This window comes from Cellvibrio polysaccharolyticus, assembly GCF_015182315.1.
Taxonomy (GTDB): domain Bacteria; phylum Pseudomonadota; class Gammaproteobacteria; order Pseudomonadales; family Cellvibrionaceae; genus Cellvibrio; species Cellvibrio polysaccharolyticus.
In genome coordinates this window covers 1,928,745-1,950,660 of sequence record NZ_PRDL01000001.1, presented here as the reverse complement: position 1 = coordinate 1,950,660, position 21,916 = coordinate 1,928,745, and the positions used below count along the sequence as shown (strand labels likewise).

At 49.9% G+C, this 21,916-nt stretch carries 17 protein-coding genes and 2 tRNA genes; 9 read left to right on the top strand and 10 right to left on the bottom strand.

The window, feature by feature from the left end; translation table 11 throughout:
- Positions 1–17 precede the first annotated feature (17 nt).
- The 4 genes from C4F51_RS08340 to C4F51_RS08325 all read left to right on the top strand — a co-directional run bounded on the left by C4F51_RS08340 (position 18) and on the right by C4F51_RS08325 (position 4,275).
- Positions 18–479: an EVE domain-containing protein gene (locus C4F51_RS08340; protein ID WP_193908881.1), complete on the top strand. Its 462-nt coding sequence runs from the start codon at positions 18–20 to the stop codon at positions 477–479.
- Positions 480–803: 324 nt separating this feature from the next.
- Entirely contained in the window at positions 804–2,459 is a 1,656-nt protein-coding gene (locus C4F51_RS08335) for a hypothetical protein (protein ID WP_193908879.1), read from the top strand.
- Positions 2,460–2,467: 8 nt separating this feature from the next.
- Complete coding sequence (locus C4F51_RS08330) at positions 2,468–3,172, top strand: OmpA/MotB family protein (protein WP_193908878.1); 705 nt, start codon at positions 2,468–2,470, stop codon at positions 3,170–3,172.
- Positions 3,169–4,275 carry an HNH endonuclease gene (locus C4F51_RS08325; protein WP_193908877.1) on the top strand — a complete coding sequence of 369 codons (1,107 nt, stop codon included), beginning with the start codon at positions 3,169–3,171 and terminating at the stop codon, positions 4,273–4,275. Before C4F51_RS08330 ends, C4F51_RS08325 begins: the two co-directional genes overlap by 4 nt.
- 152 nt (positions 4,276–4,427) lie before the next feature.
- On the opposite strand, the gene C4F51_RS08320 is transcribed toward C4F51_RS08325, so the two are convergent.
- From C4F51_RS08320 to C4F51_RS08295, 6 genes are all read right to left on the bottom strand, one after another.
- The gene (locus tag C4F51_RS08320) at positions 4,428–6,020 is read right to left on the bottom strand and encodes a succinylglutamate desuccinylase/aspartoacylase family protein (protein WP_235992304.1); all 1,593 of its coding nucleotides are present in this window, start codon (positions 6,018–6,020) and stop codon (positions 4,428–4,430) included.
- A 237-nt stretch (positions 6,021–6,257) separates the two neighbouring features.
- The gene (gene pepN / locus C4F51_RS08315) at positions 6,258–8,954 is read right to left on the bottom strand and encodes an aminopeptidase N (RefSeq protein WP_193908876.1); all 2,697 of its coding nucleotides are present in this window, start codon (positions 8,952–8,954) and stop codon (positions 6,258–6,260) included.
- Positions 8,955–9,031: 77 nt separating this feature from the next.
- Positions 9,032–9,295 carry a YeaC family protein gene (locus C4F51_RS08310; RefSeq protein ID WP_193908875.1) on the bottom strand — a complete coding sequence of 88 codons (264 nt, stop codon included), beginning with the start codon at positions 9,293–9,295 and terminating at the stop codon, positions 9,032–9,034.
- Positions 9,296–9,299: 4 nt separating this feature from the next.
- On the bottom strand, positions 9,300–10,145 hold the full coding sequence (locus tag C4F51_RS08305) for a rhomboid family intramembrane serine protease (protein ID WP_193908874.1): 846 nt from the start codon (positions 10,143–10,145) through the stop codon (positions 9,300–9,302).
- A gap of 27 nt (positions 10,146–10,172) precedes the next feature.
- A complete protein-coding gene (locus C4F51_RS08300; RefSeq protein ID WP_193908873.1) occupies positions 10,173–11,171 on the bottom strand; it encodes a metallophosphoesterase in 999 nt (332 codons plus the stop codon).
- 1 nt (position 11,172) lies between these two features.
- The gene (locus C4F51_RS08295; protein ID WP_193908871.1) at positions 11,173–12,072 is read right to left on the bottom strand and encodes an NAD(+) kinase; all 900 of its coding nucleotides are present in this window, start codon (positions 12,070–12,072) and stop codon (positions 11,173–11,175) included.
- A gap of 76 nt (positions 12,073–12,148) precedes the next feature.
- Between C4F51_RS08295 and C4F51_RS08290 the strand changes: the two genes are divergently transcribed.
- On the top strand, positions 12,149–13,096 hold the full coding sequence (locus C4F51_RS08290; protein WP_193908869.1) for a DUF1853 family protein: 948 nt from the start codon (positions 12,149–12,151) through the stop codon (positions 13,094–13,096).
- On the opposite strand, the gene C4F51_RS08285 is transcribed toward C4F51_RS08290, so the two are convergent.
- The 4 genes from C4F51_RS08285 to C4F51_RS08270 form a co-directional block, all read right to left on the bottom strand.
- A complete protein-coding gene (locus tag C4F51_RS08285) occupies positions 13,069–14,115 on the bottom strand; it encodes a 1-aminocyclopropane-1-carboxylate deaminase/D-cysteine desulfhydrase (RefSeq protein ID WP_193908867.1) in 1,047 nt (348 codons plus the stop codon). The genes C4F51_RS08290 and C4F51_RS08285 overlap by 28 nt on opposite strands.
- A 21-nt stretch (positions 14,116–14,136) precedes the next feature.
- Entirely contained in the window at positions 14,137–15,462 is a 1,326-nt protein-coding gene (locus tag C4F51_RS08280) for a hypothetical protein (protein WP_193908865.1), read from the bottom strand.
- Between the two features lie 638 nt (positions 15,463–16,100).
- Positions 16,101–16,177 (bottom strand) — tRNA-Asp (locus C4F51_RS08275).
- A 31-nt stretch (positions 16,178–16,208) separates the two neighbouring features.
- Positions 16,209–16,284: transfer RNA gene (locus tag C4F51_RS08270), tRNA-Val, on the bottom strand.
- A gap of 207 nt (positions 16,285–16,491) precedes the next feature.
- Between C4F51_RS08270 and C4F51_RS08265 the strand changes: the two genes are divergently transcribed.
- The 4 genes from C4F51_RS08265 (at position 16,492) to C4F51_RS08250 (ending at position 21,440) form a co-directional block, all read left to right on the top strand.
- Positions 16,492–18,021: a two-component system sensor histidine kinase NtrB gene (locus C4F51_RS08265; RefSeq protein WP_193908863.1), complete on the top strand. Its 1,530-nt coding sequence runs from the start codon at positions 16,492–16,494 to the stop codon at positions 18,019–18,021.
- A 127-nt stretch (positions 18,022–18,148) separates the two neighbouring features.
- Positions 18,149–19,243 carry a tRNA (uridine(54)-C5)-methyltransferase TrmA gene (gene trmA / locus C4F51_RS08260; RefSeq protein WP_193908861.1) on the top strand — a complete coding sequence of 365 codons (1,095 nt, stop codon included), beginning with the start codon at positions 18,149–18,151 and terminating at the stop codon, positions 19,241–19,243.
- A 571-nt stretch (positions 19,244–19,814) separates the two neighbouring features.
- Positions 19,815–20,552 carry a hypothetical protein gene (locus C4F51_RS08255; protein ID WP_202987652.1) on the top strand — a complete coding sequence of 246 codons (738 nt, stop codon included), beginning with the start codon at positions 19,815–19,817 and terminating at the stop codon, positions 20,550–20,552.
- A 210-nt stretch (positions 20,553–20,762) separates the two neighbouring features.
- The gene (locus C4F51_RS08250; protein WP_193908857.1) at positions 20,763–21,440 is read left to right on the top strand and encodes a YdcF family protein; all 678 of its coding nucleotides are present in this window, start codon (positions 20,763–20,765) and stop codon (positions 21,438–21,440) included.
- Positions 21,441–21,916 lie beyond the last annotated feature (476 nt).

Below are 21,916 nucleotides of genomic sequence, written 5' to 3'. Positions count from 1 at the left end.
TTACAGGTAATTCAACCATGCAATATTGGTTATTCAAGGCAGAACCGGATGTGTTCGGTATTGAGCATCTGGCAGCGCAACCGAAAAAAACCGGCCGCTGGGATGGCATTCGCAATTATCAGGCGCGCAATTTTTTGCGCGACCAGGTGGCCAAAGGTGATGCGGTTTTTATCTACCACAGCCACTGCAAACAACCGGGCGTGGTGGGTATTGCCGAAGTCGTAAAAGCCGCTTACCCGGACCCCACCCAATTTGATCCGCAAAGCCCCTACTTTGATAGCAAAGCCACGCCGGACTTACCGCGCTGGGTGGCGGTGGATATCAAACTGACCAGTCAGTTCAAGCAAGTTATCCCGTTATCGCTAATTAAACAGCAAACCGTTTTGGAAAATATGGTGCTGCTAAAACAGGCGCGTTTATCCATTCAACCGGTGAGCGAACAAGAGTGGCAAGCTATATTGCAGCTTGCAGATAATTGAATTAAGCCTCGCCGAAAAATAATTTCGCAAAAACAATTAAGCCCTCGATAGTCAGGTGATGGCCATCCCAATTCATGCCACTCGCACGATGTGACTTTAAACTCACTACTCTGGCAGCTCCCCTTCCCGATCTTCCTTCACCCTGGCTTGGGCTCAGAAACTTCAATCCTGATATTTAAAGCCTGCGATCCAAGCTTCGAGCCACGATCAAAGATCATTTTTCAACCAAAATCACCATGTAATATGTTGCAATGGACGCCAACGAGCTTATGGCGTATAAGTCCTCGCTTTTAACAAAATAGCTCCTAAATTACGGATAAATATATGATTTTGGCACCGTTTCTTGAAGAAATCCTTCAAAACGCCACAGCGAACTTTTTGACTGAGGCATTCATCTGGATAATGATCGCGGTTTTTCTTGTCTCAGTCCTTTTTAAAAGATCTGGCGAAGCGAGTTCATTTGTACTGTATACACCAACCCTTTTAACTTCTATTGGAATTTTGGGCACTTTTGCTGGAATCATCGTCGGCCTGCTAGGCTTTGACCCTAATAATATTGATGGCAGCATTTCAATGCTGCTGGGTGGATTAAAAACTGCGTTCATCACCAGTCTCGTGGGCATGACCCTGTCTATAATTTTCAAATCTCTACTGTCATCCAAATGGGGAAACAAGAAAATAGGCGACACAGAAACTCCCGACAATATATCTACTAAAGATTTCTTTTTAGTAATGCAACAGCAAGCAGAAGCAATCATATCATTGAAAAAAATCATAGGGGACAATGACGAATCAAGCCTTATGAGTCAGCTAAAAATTTTACGGGCTGACGCAGGAGAGAACCATAAAAAAATGCATGAGCAAATTATTTTAAGCAATGAAAAATTAGGTGGTATTTCTAAAAACATCATTTCAAACAGTGAATCTTTCCATTTATTCGAAGATAAGCTTTGGATTAAATTTCAGGACTTTGCTGATATGCTTTCAAAATCTGCAACCGAACAGGTTATTGAGGCTTTAAAGCAGGTAATTCAAGATTTTAATAACAATTTAATAGAACAGTTTGGGCAAAATTTCAAAGAGCTCAATAGTGCGGTTAGGGAACTCGTAAACTGGCAAGAAAACTATAAGCACCAGCTAGCGGAAATGATGCTGCAATATAACCAAGGTGTAGAGGCAATTACTCTCACAAAGGCTTCCGTAGTAACCATAAGTGAAGAAACCAAATCCATACCTGCCTCAATGAAAGAACTCAAAGAGGTAATTGAAGTAAATCAACATCAAATCTCAGAGCTGGATCGTCATTTGGTTGCGTTTAAAGATGTTCGGGATAAAGCCGTAGAAGCTGTCCCGGAAATAAAAGCGCAAGTACAAATGGCCATCCAGGGCGCACAAACTGCGAGCACTGAACTGGCTAGAGGAATAACTGAAAGTGCAGATCAATACCGGGATGCAGTTGATCAAACACGAGCAGCTCTTATTAACTCAGCCTCTGCAACAGCAACATCTACAGAAGAAATTAAGGAACATCTGAACGCAGCCATATCAGACATTGATACACACATGCGAAATCTTCTAGCTGAGTTACTGGAAGGAGGAAAATCCCTGAATAACAACTTTAAACTGGCGTCAAGCGAATTGATTGAAGGATCAGACAACATAAGCAAAGCATTCAACAAAGATTTGGAAAAAATGCGTGAAAACCTATCCAAAAGTATAGAGTCGAGTGCTCAAGAACACATCAAGTCATCCGAAAAAGTTTTTGCGGGTCTGGAAAAGACCATAGAGAATGCCCTTTCCAACACAGGCGAGTCCATCAACAAGCAGGTTGAAATGATTGACAAAACACTTGGAGAGGAAATAACCAAAGTTATTCAACATATGGCGAACGCGCTTGCCTCTATAAGTGGACAATTCACTAATGACTATAGTCAATTAGTGACCAAAATGAATGATGTTGTCAGAAAACAAATCCAGTAGAAAAAAATATGGAAATCTTCAAAAACGAAACACATCAGGAAGACGATTCACACTGGCTATCCGTTAGTGATTTGATGTCTTGCTTAATGATTGTTTTTTTATTCATTGCAATAACACTGATGCGACATGCTTTTATCGAGCGAGACAAGATCAAGCAAGTAGCCGTCGCATATCAGGAAAATCAGGTCGCGATATATCAAGACCTGAAAAAGGAATTTGAGCCGGATCTCAACAAATGGAATGCAGACATTGATGAAGATACGCTCACATTTACCTTCAAGTCTCCAGATGTATTATTCAAAGTAGGTGAATCCCACCTGAGCGACCAGTACAAACACTTATTGACTGATTTTTTTCCGAGATACATGAGTGTATTGGAGCAATATAAAAGCTCTATCAATGAGGTAAGAATTGAGGGCCATACAAGCAGCCAATGGAACAGCAACTCTTCAGAACGCGATGCTTATTTTCACTATATGGATTTGTCACAAGGAAGAACAAGATCTGTACTGAGTTTCGTCCATGATCTGGAAACAAGTGCAGCACATAAAGACTGGATTAAAAGCAAATTTGCTGCAGTAGGCTTTTCATCTTCAAAACTGATACTGGATGAAAAAAATATCGAGGACTCTGTAAAGTCCCGAAGAGTGAGTTTCCGTGTAGTAACGAATGCCGAAATACAGATTAAAAGGATCCTGGAGGCAACAGAATGAAACTCACCGTAGATTTAACCCAACTGTGGACAAACGTCGAACGAATGGGAGCTCGAAAAAGAGAAGTCGACCTTGATAGTATATGGCAAGACACAGACATTGATTTCGACACGCAATTAAGCTCCAGCAGTATCGAAATTACTCTGGATCAAATATCGTCCACACAGGGGCTATTGAGTGTCAAAGGACGTCAGGTAATTCTTTTTATCTCAGATCACGGATTCAAAATTGATGATGCGCTGAAAAATTCGGCACTCGGAAATAAATTTCACGTATTCGACTGCAGAACCCTAAAAGATATGAGAGCTAGAAATAGATTTGAACGCTACCATGTTACGAATAATACATCGGGGGAGTTTGATATATTTGGAACATCAAAGAGCGGTTCACCCATTAAAGATAAAGCCAAATTAAATGTATGCAAGAACTGCATCAGCCAACTTAATTACCAGAATGCCAGCAAATTAACTGCTCCACAAAGAAACGTGATAGTTGAAAAATTTAATCCTTTGGAGTTCTTTTCAACATACAGCTCTCTTTTTTCATTCCTGCCAAAAGCAAAACCTGAAAATGCTATCTATGGATATACAGAAGATTGGGAGAAAGTCTCACTTCACTTCAGAGAATCTGCCGACTTCACTTGCCAGGAGTGCAAAGTGTGCCTTGTGACGGCAAGGAAATTGCTTCATACACATCACGTAAATGGAGTGAAAAATGATAATTCTGCTAAGAATTTAATGGTGCTTTGCCTAGACTGCCATAGAAAGGAGCCTTTTCACGGTCATATGACAATAAAACACAAAGATATGTCCACCATTAATATGCTCAGAAAAGAACAAGGCTTACTGTTGGAAAGATCTTGGGCATCTGCCAGCAAATATGCAGATCCCGCATTGCAAGGTATTCTGAATTTAGCCAAAAACAGAATTTCCGTTGCACCGCTAGTAGCTCATACACTCCAATCTTCCGGCAGCGGGCAAGACATTCTGTTTGATGCAGCCTGGCCTGAATACGGAATAGGCGTTCACCTTGGCAAAAAACCCGAGTCCCAAAATTGGCAAGTATTCGATCATAACGAAGCATTACTGCATTTTTCCGAGTAGCTTCGTCACTACTTAAAGTCCACTCGAACATTAAAATTTAGCTAAATTGATTTTAGCCAAACTATAAAAATAGAGTCTCAGGCAAGCGCCTGGGACTCATTAATTTCATCAAAATAGCATTATCAGTTTTGCATCAAGCTCACTTATTACCTCTATTCCTCGTCATCCATATCCTGCGGCCGCGTCAGGGCATCAAGATCGTTAACCGTATCCTGGGAAGGCGTTCGTTGTACGTCATCACCGTCTTCTTCATCCAGCAAGCCCTCTTCAATCAGGATGGCTTCCGGGGTTTGAATACCAATGTGGTAAGCAGCAAAACCGGGCAACACCACCTGATCAAGCGCCATACCTAAAATTCTGCCCTGATACGGCGAAACGACATCGCTTTTGGCGTTAGTAATCGGGTCGGTCACGGTGCCCAACACTTCGCCTTTGTTCACGCGCTTGCCCAGGGGGGCGCGGGAAAACAGAATGCCGCTCTGGTTAGCACGCACCCAAACAGACTTGTAATACACCGGTGCACTGCGCTGCCATTTGTTTTGACGACCATACATATTCATTTTTGCCATCAACGTTTCAATAGCACGCGTACCTTCTTCAACAATATCGCCTTGCATCCGCATCGGCTCGCCTGCTTCTACGGTGACCGAAGGAATACCGGCGCGCACCGCCGCAGAACGCAACGAACCGGCATTGCCACGGCTGTTCAGCACTGCAATATTGCCAAAACTTTGTGCCAGCGCCGCAACACTTTCGTTGGATAAATCAGCACGTAACTGGGTCAGGTTGGTGCGGTGAAACGAACCTGTGTGAATATCTACCAACGCATTACACTGGCTGATGATATTGGTAAAAAACGAGTGCGCAATGCGCGAGGCAGAACTGCCACGGGTGTTGCCGGGGAAATAGCGGTTGAGATCGCGACGATCCGGCAGGTAACGGGAATTGCGACGAAAACCCATCAGGTTGACGACCGGCACACCAATCACAGTACCGGTGAGTTTTTCCGGATCCAGTTGATAAAGCACGCGGCGGATCATCTCGATGCCGTTAAGTTCATCGCCGTGCACCGCGCCGGTTAAACATAAGGTCGGGCCGCTTTGGCGACCATTCACTACCAATACGGGCGTCTGCTCGGCAAGACCGGCTACCACCGTATCCGGCGTCCATACCAGACGCGCTGCCGTACCAGGCGCCACTTCAACGCCAAGAATCACTTTTGACTGACCGGTTGCTGAGGATGCCGACGATGCAGCCACCACTTCATTTACAACCGCAACGCTGGAGCTGCTGGATGAGGATTCGCCAGCTTCTTCCGGAGATCGAACCACTTCTTTTAAATCGATGTTTTCTGCTCTGGGAAACGCTGAGGATTCGCTACTGGCAGCAATTTCCGCCGCAACACTGCTGCTGGCTTCGCTGGAAACCGCCACTGAAGAGACAGGCGCACTCACCGCAACAACGGAAGAATGTGCCGCGCTGCTGATCGAAGATACGGCAACGGGTTGCTCCGGTTGATTCAGCGCTTCAGACGGTTCTCGCTGCGGATCCATCTCCTCGGTAGTAGATTCGGCAAGCAGCACCGGCGCTTCCACCACAGCCGCATCGGATGAAGGCGCCTCGGAAGTTTCAGTTGCAAGGTCGTCAGTTGAGGCGTCTGCCGACTGGGCAAACGTCTGCTGCGCCATAAAAGGAAGTGACGCCAGCGTAACCAGCATCAGGTAACGGGAAAATAAAAACTGCATAATAAGAATCAGAACCTGCCTGAATGAACCTGAAGTAAATGTATAACAATCTGCCACTGTCGCAAGCGTCTTTGCTCACCACAGTGACTGCAACCGCAAAAAAGCCGGCATTTTCTCGGAAAATACCGGCCATTTCATATTAATACGCAACCACGACACCCTGCTGAAAACCCGCGATTACGACCCGGCGATGAAAAACCTCAGCAACCGCACTTATAACCGGGCTGTTTTTTCAGCTCAGGCTTCGGCAAGGCTTTTACTGACCACTTCATAAACATCGCGGGAAAGCTCTTCCTGCAAAATGCGTTGCAGCTCGGCTTTCATCAACTGCTGACGGGTTTCGTCGTACTTGCGCCATTTGGTCAGCGGCGTGAGCAAGCGTGCAGCAATTTGCGGGTTTTGTTTGTTGAGGCGAATAATTTCATCCGCCAGGAAACGATAGCCCTGCCCTTGTTGCTGTTCGTCAAGGCGATGGAAATTTACCGCATTGTTATTACAGAACACGCCAATCAAGGCACGAATTTTATTGGGGTTACGGCTATCGAATGCCGGGTGTTTTTGTAATTTCTTAACCTGCGCCAGGGTATCCGGCAAGTTGCAACCGGCCTGAACAGAAAACCATTGGTTAACTACCAAGGGCTCCTGCTGCCAGCGCTGGTAGAAATTATCCAGCGCATTTTCAGCCAGGGTAGCCGCCAGCGGATTATCGGTGTTCACCAGCCGCGTCAATGCTGCCATGGCATCGGTCATATTGCTGGCAGCGCGGTATTGTTCGTAACAGGTTTCAATCCAGCTTTCGTCGTCCAGCAAGCTCAAATAATGCAGCGCTGTATTTTTCAAACTGCGATCGGCAATACCACGGGCATCGGCACGGTAAGCTTGCTGATGATCGTAGCGCTGGTAGATAGATACAAACGCCGATTTGAGCGCATGAGCAATACGGCCTTGCAAGTATTGGCGAGCCTGGTGGATCGCGTCTACATCAATCACTGTGGCCAGCTCACTGATGTAGGCTTCGGTCGGCAAGGTGAGCATGTAAGCCACCATGGCCGGGTCCAGTGTTTCGTCCTGTACCACGCTTTGGAGCGCGTCAATCAATGCCGCAATAGCTTCTTCGGTAGCAGCAGAAACGGTGGCCAGTGACGCTTCCTGCATCAGATCGTGCAATACCCGCAACGCTAATTGCTGGCTTGCTTCCCAACGATTAAAACCGTCACTGTCGCGGCTCATCAAGGTAATAAGATCCTCGCGCTGCCAGGAGTAATGCAATTTCACCGGCGCGGAGAAACCACGCAGCACTGAAGGTACCGGCTTTTCATGCACTTGCTGAAATACAAAAGTCTGCTCGGCTTCGGTCAACTCAAGCACGATAGAGGTATTGTCAGAGGTTTCGGTATCGACCGGGTGATCTTTGAGTCGCAACGGCAAATCACCGGCGGTGCCCAACAAACCGGTTTTTACCGGAATATGGAACGGCTGCTTGTTGGTGTTTTCCGGCGTGGGCGGGCAGCTTTGGCGGAAGGTCAGGCTGTATTCCAGCGCATCTTCATCGTAATGATCGGATACTTCTATACGCGGTGTACCCGCCTGGCTGTACCAGCGTTTGAATTGGCCAAGATCACGACCGGAAACATCCGCCATGGCCTGCACAAAATCGTCGGTAGTTACCGCCTGGCCATCGTGACGATCAAAATACAAATCGCTGCCTTCACGAAATTTTTCCGGGCCTAACAAGGTTGCCAGCATACGCACCAGCTCGGCGCCTTTTTCGTAAATGGTCAGCGTGTAAAAGTTGGATATTTCAATGTAGGACGCGGGTCTGACCGCATGCGCCATAGGACCGCCATCTTCGGCAAATTGCAGCGTGCGCAACAGCGCAACATCTTCAATCCGTTTTACCGTGCGCGAGCCCATATCGGCAGAAAACTCTGCATCGCGGTATACCGTAAAACCTTCTTTCAAACTCAACTGGAACCAGTCGCGACAGGTAACGCGGTTGCCGCTCCAGTTGTGAAAATATTCGTGGGCCACTACCGCTTCTACCCGCTGAAAACCAACATCCGTCGTGGTTTCGGGTTTGGCCAGCACGCAAGAGGTGTTGAAAATATTCAGCCCCTTGTTTTCCATCGCGCCCATATTGAAATCATCTACGGCAACGATCATAAAAATGTCGAGATCGTATTCGCGGCCGTAGACTTCTTCGTCCCAATGCATGGAATTTTTCAGCGAGTCCATGGCATGGTCGCATTTGTCGAGGTCTTTTGCCTCCACATAAATGCGCAAAGTCACATCGCGCCCGGAGCGGGTGACAAAATGGTTTTCAATAAACGACAAATCACCGGCCACCAGTGCAAATAAATATGCCGGTTTTTTAAACGGATCGTGCCATACCGCAAAATGCCGTCCGCCGTCCAACTCGCCCTGCTCTACCAGGTTGCCGTTGGATAGCAGAACCGGATAACGCTGGCGGTCGGCGGTAATGCGCGTGGTAAATTCACTCATTACATCCGGTCGATCCGGGTAGTAGGTAATCTTGCGGAAACCTTCGGCTTCGCATTGGGTGCAATACAAACCGCGAGACTGATACAAACCTTCCAGCGAGGTATTCAGGTGCGGTTTGATGCGGGTAACAATGCGCAAGGTTAGTTGCGATGGCAAACCGGTCAGGGTCAGGCTCTCACCGTCTACCTGATACTCGGCGGCCGTTAATACGCGATCATCCAGCGCGATAGATTCCAGCTCCAACTCACTGCCATGCAGCACCAGCGAATCAACATCAGTCACCGCCTGCGGGTTACGCTGCAAGGTCAACAACGCGGTTACCCGGGTTTGGTCGTCGTGCAGATCAAAAGTCAAATCGGTTTTTAAAACCAAATAGGAAGGCACGGTGTAGTTGGCAAGTAAAATCGGTTGCGGCTGGCTTGCACTGGACATAAGTCTGAGTAAATCCGTAAAAAGTATCGCGAACAGGTCGCGGGAAAACTGTAAAACCGGGCAATGCTATCCGGCGCTTACAACCACTTCAGCGGTTTGGGTTCGTGATGATCGTCGTGATCATCAGTGCCGCAATGGGTGTGCGGCTCCGGTTCTATATAGCCGGTGTGCTGCTCGGGTGGCAAATTTTTATGCTCCCAGGCAATCATCGCCTGCATACACAACTCGCGCTGTTCAGCGGTCAAACGCTTGCCATCCGGCCATTTTCCCAACTCCACGGCCAGCTTCAAACGCTGGTAAATATCCGGCGTCAGGCCGTTCAGCATATCCTGAAAATTCATTGTTTTACCTCGTGCGATTGCGTGGCGTAACGACATACGCCCACAGCATACCGGCAACCAGACCGCCCACGTGTGCAGCGTTGGCTACCGATCCACCAATAAAATAATCCACCAGGCCGGTCATACACACCACCAGCCAAACCAGCATAAATCCAATAATCGCTTTGGGCACCGCATACAGCGGATGCTTGTCAAACCGCTGGCGCACCCAGATAAACCCGACCAGCGCAAAAACTACGCCGGACATACCACCAAACATGGCCGAGCCGCTCCACATATATTGGCTGACGTTGGAAGCAGCGGCAGTGCCCAGCACAAAAGCGACGTAATGCCAGCGCCCCAGGCCAAACTCGAGGCGACGCCCCAAATCCCACAACCAGAGACTGTTGAACAGCAAATGAAAGAAGCCGAAATGCAAAAACGCCGGCGTTACCAGCCGCCAGATTTCACCGGCAAAAATGCCTTCGGAAATCGGCACAAACTCATAACGGCTGAACGACTGAAAGGTAAACCAGGGCAGCCATTCACGACCGGCAGCGGTTTCAACAACCAGGCAGCCGATTACGCTGAGAATAATAAACAACAGCGTCATAGGGGTTTCCCATGGCTGAATGGTGTCGGATCGGCCAGTGGTTACAACCGGCGCTTCTTCGGGCAGCTCAATGCCGCCACCGAGAAATTCGTCAATCATTCGCCCCAGCGGCTCTACCGCTGCCGGGTCTTGCACCGCAACCACTTGCTCACCGCGTTCTTCGGTAATGCGATGATGCAGGCCACGCGCCTGCAAAAAACGACTCAGGGCTGCCAGGTTCTGATCAAGCGGCAGGCGCCGCACTTCTATCCAATTCACGAGCAATATCCTGTTTTCAACAACACATCAGGGATCAACATTTTCCCAGACAAATTTATCCATCGACAAACGCGCCTCACCATCCATGCGGTAAGCCACCAGCCGACCGTATTTGACCGCACTGTAATCCAGACAGGCCAGATTGTGCGTTATGGGTTCCGGCTTGCCCTTGAGCCAGTAATGACCGATAAAAAGCGGTGGTTGGTGCTTGTCATAGTGCACCATTTGCAGGCGGTGGTCAGCAGAAATCGGGGTGCGCGCCAGGGATTCGGGTAAGGGGTCGGGCTGGAACAGCACTTCGCCGTAGGTTTGCGGGTTGGTCGCCCAAAATTTGGTGCGGAAGGAAGATCGACGCAGGCCATCACTGGAAACCATGCTCATACCCTGCGGCATGGGGATATCAATACCGCTGGTCAGTCGCTGTCGGGTGTACCAGGCGTCATTACCCGGCACCACGGAAGCGCAAATAAACGCCTCATCAAAGTGACCATCGCCGTAATTGGCTTGATGATGCTCAATCAAGCGGGGATCCCAGCAGGCATGTACTACCCGGAAGGCACTGAAATTGTCCCGCGCCGGTATTTCCATAAACAAGGGAATTTCTTCAAACCAGCGCAGAAAATACTGCCATTCATCGGAATAGTTGGCGAACTGCTCCAACGTGGCTTCCAACTGACGGGTATTGCGCGGGGTGTGCGGCCGTAAATATTCGCCGTTTTCGTTAATGCGCGCCCAGGTCATGGCATTGAACTCGTGATTACCAATCACGATCATCGCCGAGCGCCGCATCACCATATCGTGCACCAGATGCAGCGCCTCACGCACCCGCGGGCCACGGTCAATGATATCGCCGAGGAAAATAGCAATGCGGCGTGGATGCTGATAAACCCCGAGCTGCTTGCTGTAGCCCAGCTTTTCAAGCAACCGCGCGAGAGTTTCGGCGCACCCGTGAACATCGCCAATAAGGTCGTAACCTTCGACAGGACGTAAAATCAAATCGGAAAATAAAGCTCGAAGTGCAAACATATCAGGAGTTTAGTAGTTGAGTGCCCCATCCCAGTTTTGAACGGCACCGCTCATAAAAGTTATGGTTCAGGGGATGAATCAGCGTCAAACGATGCAGTTTTTTACGAATATGGATTTCATCACCCGCCTCCACGCCCGCGTGACTCTGGCCATCGCAGGTTACCAGCGGCTGGGCGGCGCTATGAGCACCCACCACAATTTTGATAATACTGTCCCCGGATACCACCATCGGCCGGCTGCTCAGTGTATGCGGATTCATCGGCACCAGCACAATGGCATCCAGCTTGGGATGCATAATGGGGCCGCCGCCGCTCAGGGCGTAAGCCGTTGAGCCGGTCGGGGTAGAGACGATCATCCCGTCAGAACGCTGGCTGGTTACAAAATGTTCATCCACATACAGCTCGTATTCGAGCATATGGATAAACTGGCCAGGGTGCAGCACCACATCGTTAAGGGCGTCGCCCGTGGCAACCACTTCCTGGCCGCGCACTACCGCCATATCCAGCAAAAAACGTTGATCAGAGGTGTATTGACCGGAAAGAACTTCGCCCACTTTCTGCTCGATATCTTCCGGGGTAATGTCCGTTAAAAAGCCGAGGCGGCCGCGATTAATGCCCAGCAAAGGCACATTGAAGCGAGCCAAAGCACGGGCGCCACGCAACAAACTGCCGTCGCCACCCACCACAATCACCAAATCGCAAATATTACCCAGCGCTTCCATTTCTACCACCTGATGGGCACTATTGAGCAGTGCCGGGTCAGTCAGCAGCCGGGCGGTTTTATCTTCCAGCACAAAGCGTTTGTCAGCCTTCTGAAGAAAACGAATCAGGCGTTTGATGGAATAGGTCGCACGCTCATTATTGAGGTGACCAATAAGTCCAACCGTGTTGAAATGTGTCATATTTTTTCCATCAGGACACCGCACAAAACCGGCATTATAGCCGCATCAACGACAACATACAGTGGAATAGACCGGCTTGGAAGGGACATGGCTCACGCAACTGCAAATGCTGCAACACCGGGCAACTCGCGATCTCGCCTGGGCAGCGCTCAGCCCGCCACTGCTGGAAAACTTGCCAGAACTGCCTCAACTCCCGGTTCCGGAAAATAAAGAAAGTCTCTGGCAATGGCTGCTGCAGCTGGATCAGACACCGGATGCCCTGCACGAATATCTCGCCCGGCAACCCCATCGCCTCGGGCTTTACTTCGAAGCTTTATGGCAATTTCTTTTAATGCATGCGCCGTTATTTAACGGAGATTGCACGCTGCTTGCGCATAATTTGCCGGTTTATCAGCCGCTGAATAAAGGGCGGCAAACCGCAGGCGCGTTTGATTTTATCCTGCAGCGTGGCGACCACTACCTGCCACTGGAAATTGCGGTGAAATTTTATCTTGGTGTGCCAGCGCGGGAATCTTTTCCCGGCGACTGGCGCGCATGGCCAGGGCCGGACAGCCGCGACAGCGCCGCCGGAAAATTTCAGCATTTGGCACAACACCAACTGCAACTCGGCAACACCGATGCAGGCAGCGCACTACTCCGGCAAACCTGCCCAAGCCTGTCACCCGCCCCGGCACGCTGCATTATTAAAGGCTATTTTTTCTATCCGGCCGAAGGCAATATAGCGCCGCCGCAACACGCCCACGCGCATCATTTACGGGGGCAATGGTGGTATGCCGAACATTTTTTACGCGCAGCGCCTGACAGTCGTTTTATATTTTTACCAAAAGCGCACTGGCTGGCACCGGCCACAGCAGCCGCCACAGAAACACAAAACAAAGTTGATTTATGGCGAGGGTTGGTTGACGCGGAACAACATCACTTTCCGGTGATGCTGGCAGAAATGCAGCCTTCAAATGACCGCTGGTATGAATACAAAAGGCATTGTCTGGTGCCCGATCACTGGCCGGGCACCGCCCCTTGCTGACCACCGCTGCAAGCTGACGCAGCTGAAAAGATAGCCTCGGGCAATGCCTGGGAAAAACCCCGCCGACCTTGCAGCCCGCCGGAATGCACAACCACCACCCGGGTGCCGCGCCGCCAATATCCGGCTTGCGCCAGACTGGAGATAGCAAAAAATAATTTCAGGGTGTACACCGGGTCCAGCAAAATTTCATGCTGCGCTTCGAAATCCTGTTGAAACTTTTGTAACGTCGCCGGCAGTTTTCGCGCATAACCACCACCATGAAAACCGCTCACCAACCGCCAACGACCAGCTTGCAGCAAATGCCGGGCGCCGAGCTGCTGGCGGTAGAGCCGTTCAATATCCGCACTCATACTGCCCTGCCCTTTAAGCACCGAAATGCCACCGGCAATTTTTCCGGCCGGCAAACCCGCTGCCAGCCCGGCGAGCGTAGTGCCGGTGGCAGTGGCCACCCACACCTGGTCATAATGCCCCTGCAACTGCTGCTCAATAGCCTGACCAATGGCCATTGCACCGCGAGCACCATCACTATTGGCACCGCCTTCCGGTATCAGCCATACATCCCCGTAACGCCCGGCGAGCCACGACTGAAAAGCAGTTTGCTGATCCGCTTGCCGTGTTAACTGGCGATAGGTTTCCCGCGCAACAAAACACAGCCTCATGCCCATGGCTTCAACATCGCGCAAGGTATCGCTTAACACGGCTGGCCGGTCACCACGAATAACGCCCAGGGTTTTTAACCCGGACGCCTGACCCACTGCCGCCAAGGCGTATAAATGATTCGACCAGGCACCACCAAAGCTGGCAATTTGCCGAACACCGGCAGCCTTTGCCCGCTGTAAATTCCAGAACAGTTTATAAAATTTGTTGCCGCTCATTCGTTGATCAATCAAATCATCGCGGCGAACCATTAACTCAACGCCAACACGCGCCAGCGCGGGCAAAACCACAGGTTGCATAGGCACCGCAGCAGCGCGTTGCTGCAATAAAGCGAGCAGCTCTGTTTCGTCACAAGAATTCAACCCAATAACTCCCGACTCTATTTATCCGTGGCAGATGGTGGCACGGGGCTGATGCAACTCACAACGGTCGCTTTCACCCAGGATAAAATCAACCGGAACCTCAGTGCGCAAAATCGTTTGGCCACAAAAATGCCCCTGGGCATCGCGGTGCTGACAACAAGGCTGCTGATAATGCCCCAGCCAGGCGCGATACACAGTTTCATTAACGCCGGCAAAGCGCGACACCAGCTGCTGGGGGTTATCCAGTAATAACGGAAGGTCTGCCAGCGCCAGCTCAATAGTGCCAACCCCGGGCTGAATGGAAACAAAGCGCAAACCGGCTTGCTGTAAACGCGGTAAAAGATAATCGCCCCCCTGCTCCAGCAAGCGGGCATTTTCATCGCGCATGTGCGCAATTTCATCGTTAAGATTATTTTCCTGCTGCTGCCGGTAGAACAACTCCATCTCGCGATGATCCAGCCGCTCTTGCAGCACCTGCAGCGCTGCGCTTTGGTGGGCTATCTCATCGTGGTTTTCCGGCACCTCAGCATTATTTACCAGTGCTTGCGCCGCATCCTGTTGTTCGCCAAAGCGCTGCTCAAGCAATTCGAAACGCGAAGCAGCCTCTTGCAATTGCTGATTCAACAATTGGTTTTGCTGTTGCAATGCTTGCAGTTGCGAGGCGTTTTCAGCAATGACCTGTTGATGCTCCGCAAGTCGCTGCTGATGTTGTTGCTGCCGCAGACGAAGCACATTTTTATGCTCATTGGTGAGGGTTGCGATACGCAGCCGCTGCTCGCGGATTACCCGTGCCAGACGGATACGAAAGGCCCGAAAATAACTCTCTTTAACAGATTGCCGCCAGGCCTGCTGTGCATCGTCGGAAACTGCCACCGGCTCCTCGTCTTCCGGCTCCGTGAGAGCGCGAAAAACAAAACCGGGAGTATTCGCCGCAACCCGTTTGCGCAACAGCGCAAAGCTGTTGTTGCCGGGCTCCATGTGCGGGTCCCACAAATTATTGCGCTGCCATTCAATAGGGCATTGGCTGAAGCACGCCAGGCGAATCGGCCCTGCGCCAAGATCCGGCCCTTTGGCCGCCTGTTCAACCAGACGAAATAAAGGCACATTCCAACGGCGGCTCACCATGCCATCGGCATCAACCTCAAGCACAAAGAATACGGCAGCAGTAATGTGAAGACGGGAATCAACGCGGACGAAAACAGCTTTGGCGAGACGACCTGCATACTCGTTGACCGGAATAAAACCATCGAGAATGGCTTCAAATTCCGGCCACAACAGGTCGCGAACAATGGTATCCCCCTCCCATAGAAAAACCGCATCCAACTGCTCGGAGGAAAACGTCTGCATGGTACATCCTTACCCTGAAAAACCGGTGTTAGCGTGGTGTGACGCAATACCTGAAATTATGAGAGCAAGTCAAACAAACTGCCGTGATCAAATCGGCAATTTAGCAGCAAGTAACGGGAGGGTCAGTCTGAAAATGCAGTAAGAAAGGAGGCTGTCAGAGGGTAAAGCTAACGGCGTAATGCCTTCAAATGTTGCAAGTGTTCAAAAAGTGAAACAAAACCGGGCAAAACACCCTGCCCGGTTAAACCTCGGAATAATCCTCGGTCAGTTCATCATCGGCTTCGTCGTAGCCGGTTGCGAGTAGTTCTTCAATGTAGTCCTGCATAACAGGGGTCCTCATGGTAATTAAATAAAAAGTAAATACGGCTTATGTTATTGCTTGAATGCCTTCGCTGTAGCCGCGGGTATAAAGACAGCGAAAGAACGAAAGGATTCCCTTCCTGCCGGGTTTTCCTTTCCCGCCAGCCGTCCAGTGCTTAAATACTAAGCAAAAACTATGACAATTTTGTTGCGAGCACGGCAGGAATTTCGAAACTAAAGGAAAACCAGGGAAGATTGCAAGCAGAAAATGGCGGAGAGACGAATTTTGCGGCAAAAAAATAAAAAACCCCCAACCGAAGTTGGGGGCTTCTATTAAGTGGCGGACCGGACGGGGCTCGAACCCGCGACCTCCGGCGTGACAGGCCGGCATTCTAACCAACTGAACTACCGGTCCGCATTACTCAACAAACTCCACATAAAAAATGTGGTGGGCGGTACAAGACTCGAACTTGTGACCCATGCCTTGTAAGGGCATTGCTCTACCAACTGAGCTAACCGCCCGTCGAGTGGTGCGCATTCTACCGATTTCAAAAACCTTGTCAAACCTTTTTCGGCAATCTTTTTAAAAAAACTAACATATTGTTTTTTAAAGGCTTTTTGATGATCAAATCGACCGTGTTTTGCACATCACGACGAACTTTTGAGCGCATTCGCAACGCGAGCTACAATGCGCACCTGTTTGAATATTTCCATTTTTCGGAGCTTCCTGTGCTGCTTGCGCTATTCACCTCTGCCCGTCACTCACCCGGCCACCCTGCTCGGGCGTTAATGCGTCGCTTTATAAGCATGAAGGCGCTGCTGGCCGTACTGGTCTTATGCTCGCACCCGGCGCTGGCAGACACCGCAACAGAGGATGACGCCCCTACCCGCTATGTGCTGTGGATCATCATCAGTTTATTACTCGCACTGCAAAGCCTGCTGATCATGGGGCTACAACGCAGCCGGGTGAACAACAACCGCACCCGCGAAGCGCTGCGAGAATCGCATAAAGAACTGGAGCAGCGTATTCAGGAGCGCACCGCCAGCTTGGAAAGCAGCAACCACCGGCTGGCCGAGGAAATCGCCAACCACGAGAAAACTGTGGATCTGCTGCGCAATACCAAGGCCTATTTGTACAGCATCCTCAATGCCATGCCCTCGGTGATCATCGGCGTAGAAAACACCGGCAAGGTCACCCACTGGAACCGCGAGGCAGAACTCAACACCGGCGTTACTGCCCGGCAAGCCATGGGGCAGTCCATTTGCCAGCTTTACCCGGAAAGCCTCATCACCCCGTTACTGATTCAGCAAACGCTGGCGTCGGGCCGCCTTTGGCGCAAGGAAAACGTGCGTGAAGGCTTTGGCAGCGAAGCACGCTACACCGACATGACCATTTACCCGCTACCAGTGGCAGAAGGCACCGGCGCGGTGATACGGCTGGATGACGTAACCGCCAAAGTCAAAATTGAGCACATGATTATTCAAAATGAAAAAATGCTGTCGCTCGGCGAACTGGCAGCGGGTATCGCTCATGAGATCAACAACCCGCTCGGCACCATCTTGCAAAACCTGCAAAACGTCACCCGCCGCTTGCGCCCCGGCTTTGAGCGCAACCGCCAACTGGCAGATACCTTAGGGCTGGATCTGGAAGTGCTGCAAACCTATCTGGAAAAACGCGGCATCAAGCAATTCCTTGACGACATTAAACAGGCCGGCGAACGCTCGGCGCACATCGTGAAAAACATGCTGGAATTTTCCCACGCCAGCCAGCGGGTGGCAGGCCTTATTGATTTGAACAACGTGATTGACCACAGCATCGAGCTGGGCATCAGCAGTAGCAGCTCGAAAAAGCAGGCGCTTACCGTTATAAAAGAAATCGCACCAGACCTGCCCAAGGTGTTCGGCAGCAGCGCCGAGTTGCAGCAAGTACTGCTCAACCTGATCAGCAACGCCCGCCATGCAATGACCGAAGCGGCAGCCAGCATGCCTGAAGCGCCCAAACTGGTCGTACGCGCCTACCCCGACGAGCACGAGGTGATAATAGAAGTAGAAGACAACGGCCCAGGCATGTCCGACGAGATCAAAAAGCACATCTTCGAGCCGTTCTACACCACCAAAGATGTCGGCAAAGGCACCGGGCTGGGCTTGTCGGTGTCCTGGTTTATCATTTCTGAACACCATAAAGGCAAAATCAGCGTGGAAAGCAGCCCCGGTAAAGGCGCCCTGTTCAGTATCAGCCTGCCGATCCCACGGGAATAACCCGGCGCGACCATCCGCAGAAAACACCCGCCGCCGGGATTACGTTATCATTGGCGGTTTTGAAGCCGGGTCACACACTCAACCCGACACCGGCCTGTCTTATACATCGATTTGAAGTTGTTACTACATGTCAAATACTACGTTAGATACCAGCCTTTACCCGCAACAACTCCAGCAAAAAATCCAGCTGCTACGCGAGGACTTTTCTGCTTTTGCCCTGCCCGATATCGAAGTATTTGAATCGCCGGTAAGCCACTTCCGCATGCGTGCAGAGTTTCGTATGTGGCACAAAGGCGACATCGTTAACTACGTGATGTTCGCCAATGACAAAGCCAAGACGCCTTACGACGTAACCGACTTCCCCATCGGCTCGCAGTTGCTCAATGAAAAAATGACCTTGCTGCGCGATGCACTGAACAACAGCGAGATTCTGCGCAAGAAAATTTACCAGGTAGAATTTCTCACCACACAAAGTGGCGAAGCCATGGTAACGCTGGTTTACCACAAACAACTGGATGACAACTGGCTTGCCACGGCACAAGCACTCAGCCAGGAAATTGGTTTGCTGATTATTGGCCGCAGCCGTGGGCAAAAAGTGGCGGCGTCTCGCGATTACGTAGTAGAAACCATGCAGGTGGCTGGCAAAACCTGGCAGTACCAGCAAATTGAATCCGGCTTTACCCAACCCAATGCGGTTGTGTGCGAAAAAATGCTCAACTGGGCGGTAAACCACAGCCGCGACCACGGCGGCGACTTGCTGGAATTGTATTGCGGCAACGGCAACTTCACCCTGCCCTTGTCTACCAATTTCAATAAAGTGATGGCCACCGAGTTATCCAAGCCCTCAGTGAATTCCGCGCTGTTTAATATTGAATTGAACAAGGTGGAGAACATCGCCATTGGCCGCATGTCGAGCGAAGAGTTTGTGCAAGCACTGGACAAAGTACGCGCCTTCAACCGCCTCGCCCACGTCAACCTGGACGACTACAATTTCAGTACTATTTTTGTAGACCCGCCCCGCGCCGGTATGGACCCTTACACCACATCGGTAACCCAGCGTTTTGACAATATTATCTACATCTCCTGCAACCCGACCACTCTCAAAGCCAACCTGGAAACCATCACCCAAACCCACGATATAAGTGCTTTCGCGGTGTTTGATCAGTTTCCTTATACGCACCATTTGGAGTGTGGAGTTATTTTGAAAAAGCGGAAGGTCTGATATCTATCAAGTCACACACTATTAACCAACCTCAACTTTGGGGTTGGTTAGTAAGCATTCCGTCCGTCTGAGCCAATTTGAGACCTGCTAACAGATTGAGCCTGGCCCCATCAGGCTTTGTATTCCCATTCTCAAATAACCGACCCCGTAACAAGCGAATCAAAATCTGCGTATTTATACAGTGCATTAAAACTCCCACCCAAACCTTGCTCGTTTATCTACTCATAAATGCACGTTATCCATCTTGCTTTCTATAAAAACCACTTTATAGTCAGCAACTTGCCTGTTTGGATAAGAATGATAACGAGCACCGCCAGGCAGTAAAACGCGCATGCGCGTTATCAAGATACTATGTAGCCTGAGCTAGAGCCCCCCCTAGCCAAGCGTCTAAATAAGGTTAAAATCAAATTGGCATCATCGTCTAACGGTAAGACATCGGTTACTAAAAGTTCTTATTTAAAGCCGGAAATGCAGGTTCGAATCCTGACAATGCCACCACTATAGGCTCTGTATGTCCGAAACAACATATTTAAAAGTATTCCTGGATGACATAGGACATAGCGTTCACTGCATGAACACGATCGCAGTTTCTCTCTCGCAATTAACACAAGAAACTGCCCCTCCAAAAGAGTTGAATATTTCTTGGAAGCCCGGAAATGTTACTAGCTCAAGCATTAATGCTAGGCGGTTTGCAATAAAATCTTCGATTGTTTACTCAGTCGAAAGCTTTTTCGAATATCTATCAAAGATAAGCAAAGATAACTTTTGGTTAGGGACTGGAAAAAACTTTAATGAGTCACCCAAACAAAATATTTCGAAAGCGGATAGAGCTTCAGACTTCTTAACAGGGATTCCAAATGTTGAAAAAGAATGGATAATTTTGACGGAGCTACTCTGTCACTGGCGAAATAAAGTAGTTCATGCAAACTCATCAAATGCTTGTATCTCGAAATCATCTAAACAGTATTTGGCCGAAAGATCACAACAAATATTCGATGATTTTCATCATTTTGATATAAATCTTGCCTTGGATAACTTCGAAAAAAATAAATATACACTAAAAGATGTTACGACCTTAATTACAATGCTTATAAGATGTGCTAGGGCAGTCGACGCATACTTTATATCAACAGCTAAATCTCAGAGCGATGCCTCTATTTATGAGGCAATACTAAATAACAATTCTTTCCAAATCATTGGAAAACAGCAGGAAGGTGGTAAGCGATATCGTCAATCTATTAAGTGGGTCGAATTGAATTATGGTTTTTTAGGCAGGGATACAATTGAACGTGTTATTAAAGCTACATAACAAATCAATCAACTTCGCGCCTTCGGCGCCGGACGCAGCAAAACTGCTGCCCGTTATTGAGGCGTTATGAATGTTTAGCGGTTTAACGCAACGTTCAGGAAAGTTAGTGCCAAATGCACTTTTGAAATTTATCGTAACTCTCAATAGGAAACCGGGTCGTCGCCGCATGACCGGTAACGATACGGGAACATGCACTTTCGGAATTTGCCCATGAATACATCGTCGTTACAGCAGATTGGCCGGCACGTCATGCCAGGCGTGCCCTTGGCCACATGCGATATCGGCTTCCTGTTCGGCACCCGCCACGGGGTGGAGGAGTTTTGCGACGAAGCCTACGGTCTGTGGCGTCGGGGCATGTTCGCCAAGCTGCTCATTTCCGGTGGCGCCACCGCGGGCCAGGCCGAGACCGAGGCCTACATCATCGGCGCCCGGCTGCGTCAGCTCGGCATGCCGGCCTCTGCCATGATCCTGGAGCACGCCGCGACCAATACCGGAGAAAACGTCATCCTCGGGCTGGCGAAATTGCGCGAATCGGTCAGCCCGTCGTCCATCGGCAGTGTCCTGGCGATCGGCAAGATTTGCTCGACCCGGCGCTACGCCATGACGCTCGAAAAGCATTGGCCAGGGCTGCGCCTGTCCTGCTGGGGTGTCAATTACTTCGGGGTCTCTACGGACAACTGGTTCACCCATGACGAGTTTCGCCGGCGGGTGATCGATGAATTCATCAAGATTCCGCACTACCTGGAGCGCGGTTTTCTGTGCGACCTGCCCGGATTTCCACCGTATCCGGCTCTGGCCGATTGCCATGCACTGCTGAATGCGGCCGAACGGGAAATGCTCCAGCACCATCCGCTCGCGGCCTTCGCAGCCAGCCACGGCCCTGCCTGACCAGCGGCCAGCGCCATCCCGATAACCCTGAACTTCATGCTCTGACTCTTGATGAGGAAATTACACGTGAGACCGAAGGTTGGACTTCCCTGCCAGGCTAACGACAAACTCGCATTGTGCCAACTTGAGACCAGCAAACAGATTGAGTCTGACCCCATCAGGCTTTGTATTTCTATCTTCAAATAACCGACTCCGTAACAAGCGAATCAAAAACTGCATGTTTACACAGTGTATTAAAACTCCCGCCTAATCCCTGCACGTTTATCTCCCCATAAAAGCACGTTATCCATATTGCTTTCTACAAAAACCACTTTATAGTCAACAACTTGCCTGGTTGAACAAGAATGATAACGAGCAACGCCAAACAGGATAACGTGCATACACGTTTTTCGCCCAATGCTGGGTTAGGAAAAGGGTTAAAGCACAGGCCATTCAAATAGTCAGGCTTTGCTTTTAAAATAATTTTAAGGGCTGAT

Bases quoted from the DNA above. Each gene is read 5' to 3' on its own strand.
- C4F51_RS08320 (WP_235992304.1), bottom strand. From the start codon at position 6,020: ATGCAGTTTTTATTTTCCCGTTACCTGATGCTGGTTACGCTGGCGTCA.
- trmA (WP_193908861.1), top strand. From the start codon at position 18,149: ATGTCAAATACTACGTTAGATACCAGCCTTTACCCGCAACAACTCCAG.
- C4F51_RS08300 (WP_193908873.1), bottom strand. From the start codon at position 11,171: ATGTTTGCACTTCGAGCTTTATTTTCCGATTTGATTTTACGTCCTGTC.
- C4F51_RS08250 (WP_193908857.1), top strand. From the start codon at position 20,763: ATGAATACATCGTCGTTACAGCAGATTGGCCGGCACGTCATGCCAGGC.
- C4F51_RS08325 (WP_193908877.1), top strand. From the start codon at position 3,169: ATGAAACTCACCGTAGATTTAACCCAACTGTGGACAAACGTCGAACGA.
- C4F51_RS08310 (WP_193908875.1), bottom strand. From the start codon at position 9,295: ATGAATTTTCAGGATATGCTGAACGGCCTGACGCCGGATATTTACCAG.
- C4F51_RS08340 (WP_193908881.1), top strand. From the start codon at position 18: ATGCAATATTGGTTATTCAAGGCAGAACCGGATGTGTTCGGTATTGAG.
- C4F51_RS08335 (WP_193908879.1), top strand. From the start codon at position 804: ATGATTTTGGCACCGTTTCTTGAAGAAATCCTTCAAAACGCCACAGCG.
- C4F51_RS08295 (WP_193908871.1), bottom strand. From the start codon at position 12,072: ATGACACATTTCAACACGGTTGGACTTATTGGTCACCTCAATAATGAG.
- C4F51_RS08330 (WP_193908878.1), top strand. From the start codon at position 2,468: ATGGAAATCTTCAAAAACGAAACACATCAGGAAGACGATTCACACTGG.
- pepN (WP_193908876.1), bottom strand. From the start codon at position 8,954: ATGTCCAGTGCAAGCCAGCCGCAACCGATTTTACTTGCCAACTACACC.
- C4F51_RS08280 (WP_193908865.1), bottom strand. From the start codon at position 15,462: ATGCAGACGTTTTCCTCCGAGCAGTTGGATGCGGTTTTTCTATGGGAG.
- C4F51_RS08255 (WP_202987652.1), top strand. From the start codon at position 19,815: ATGAACACGATCGCAGTTTCTCTCTCGCAATTAACACAAGAAACTGCC.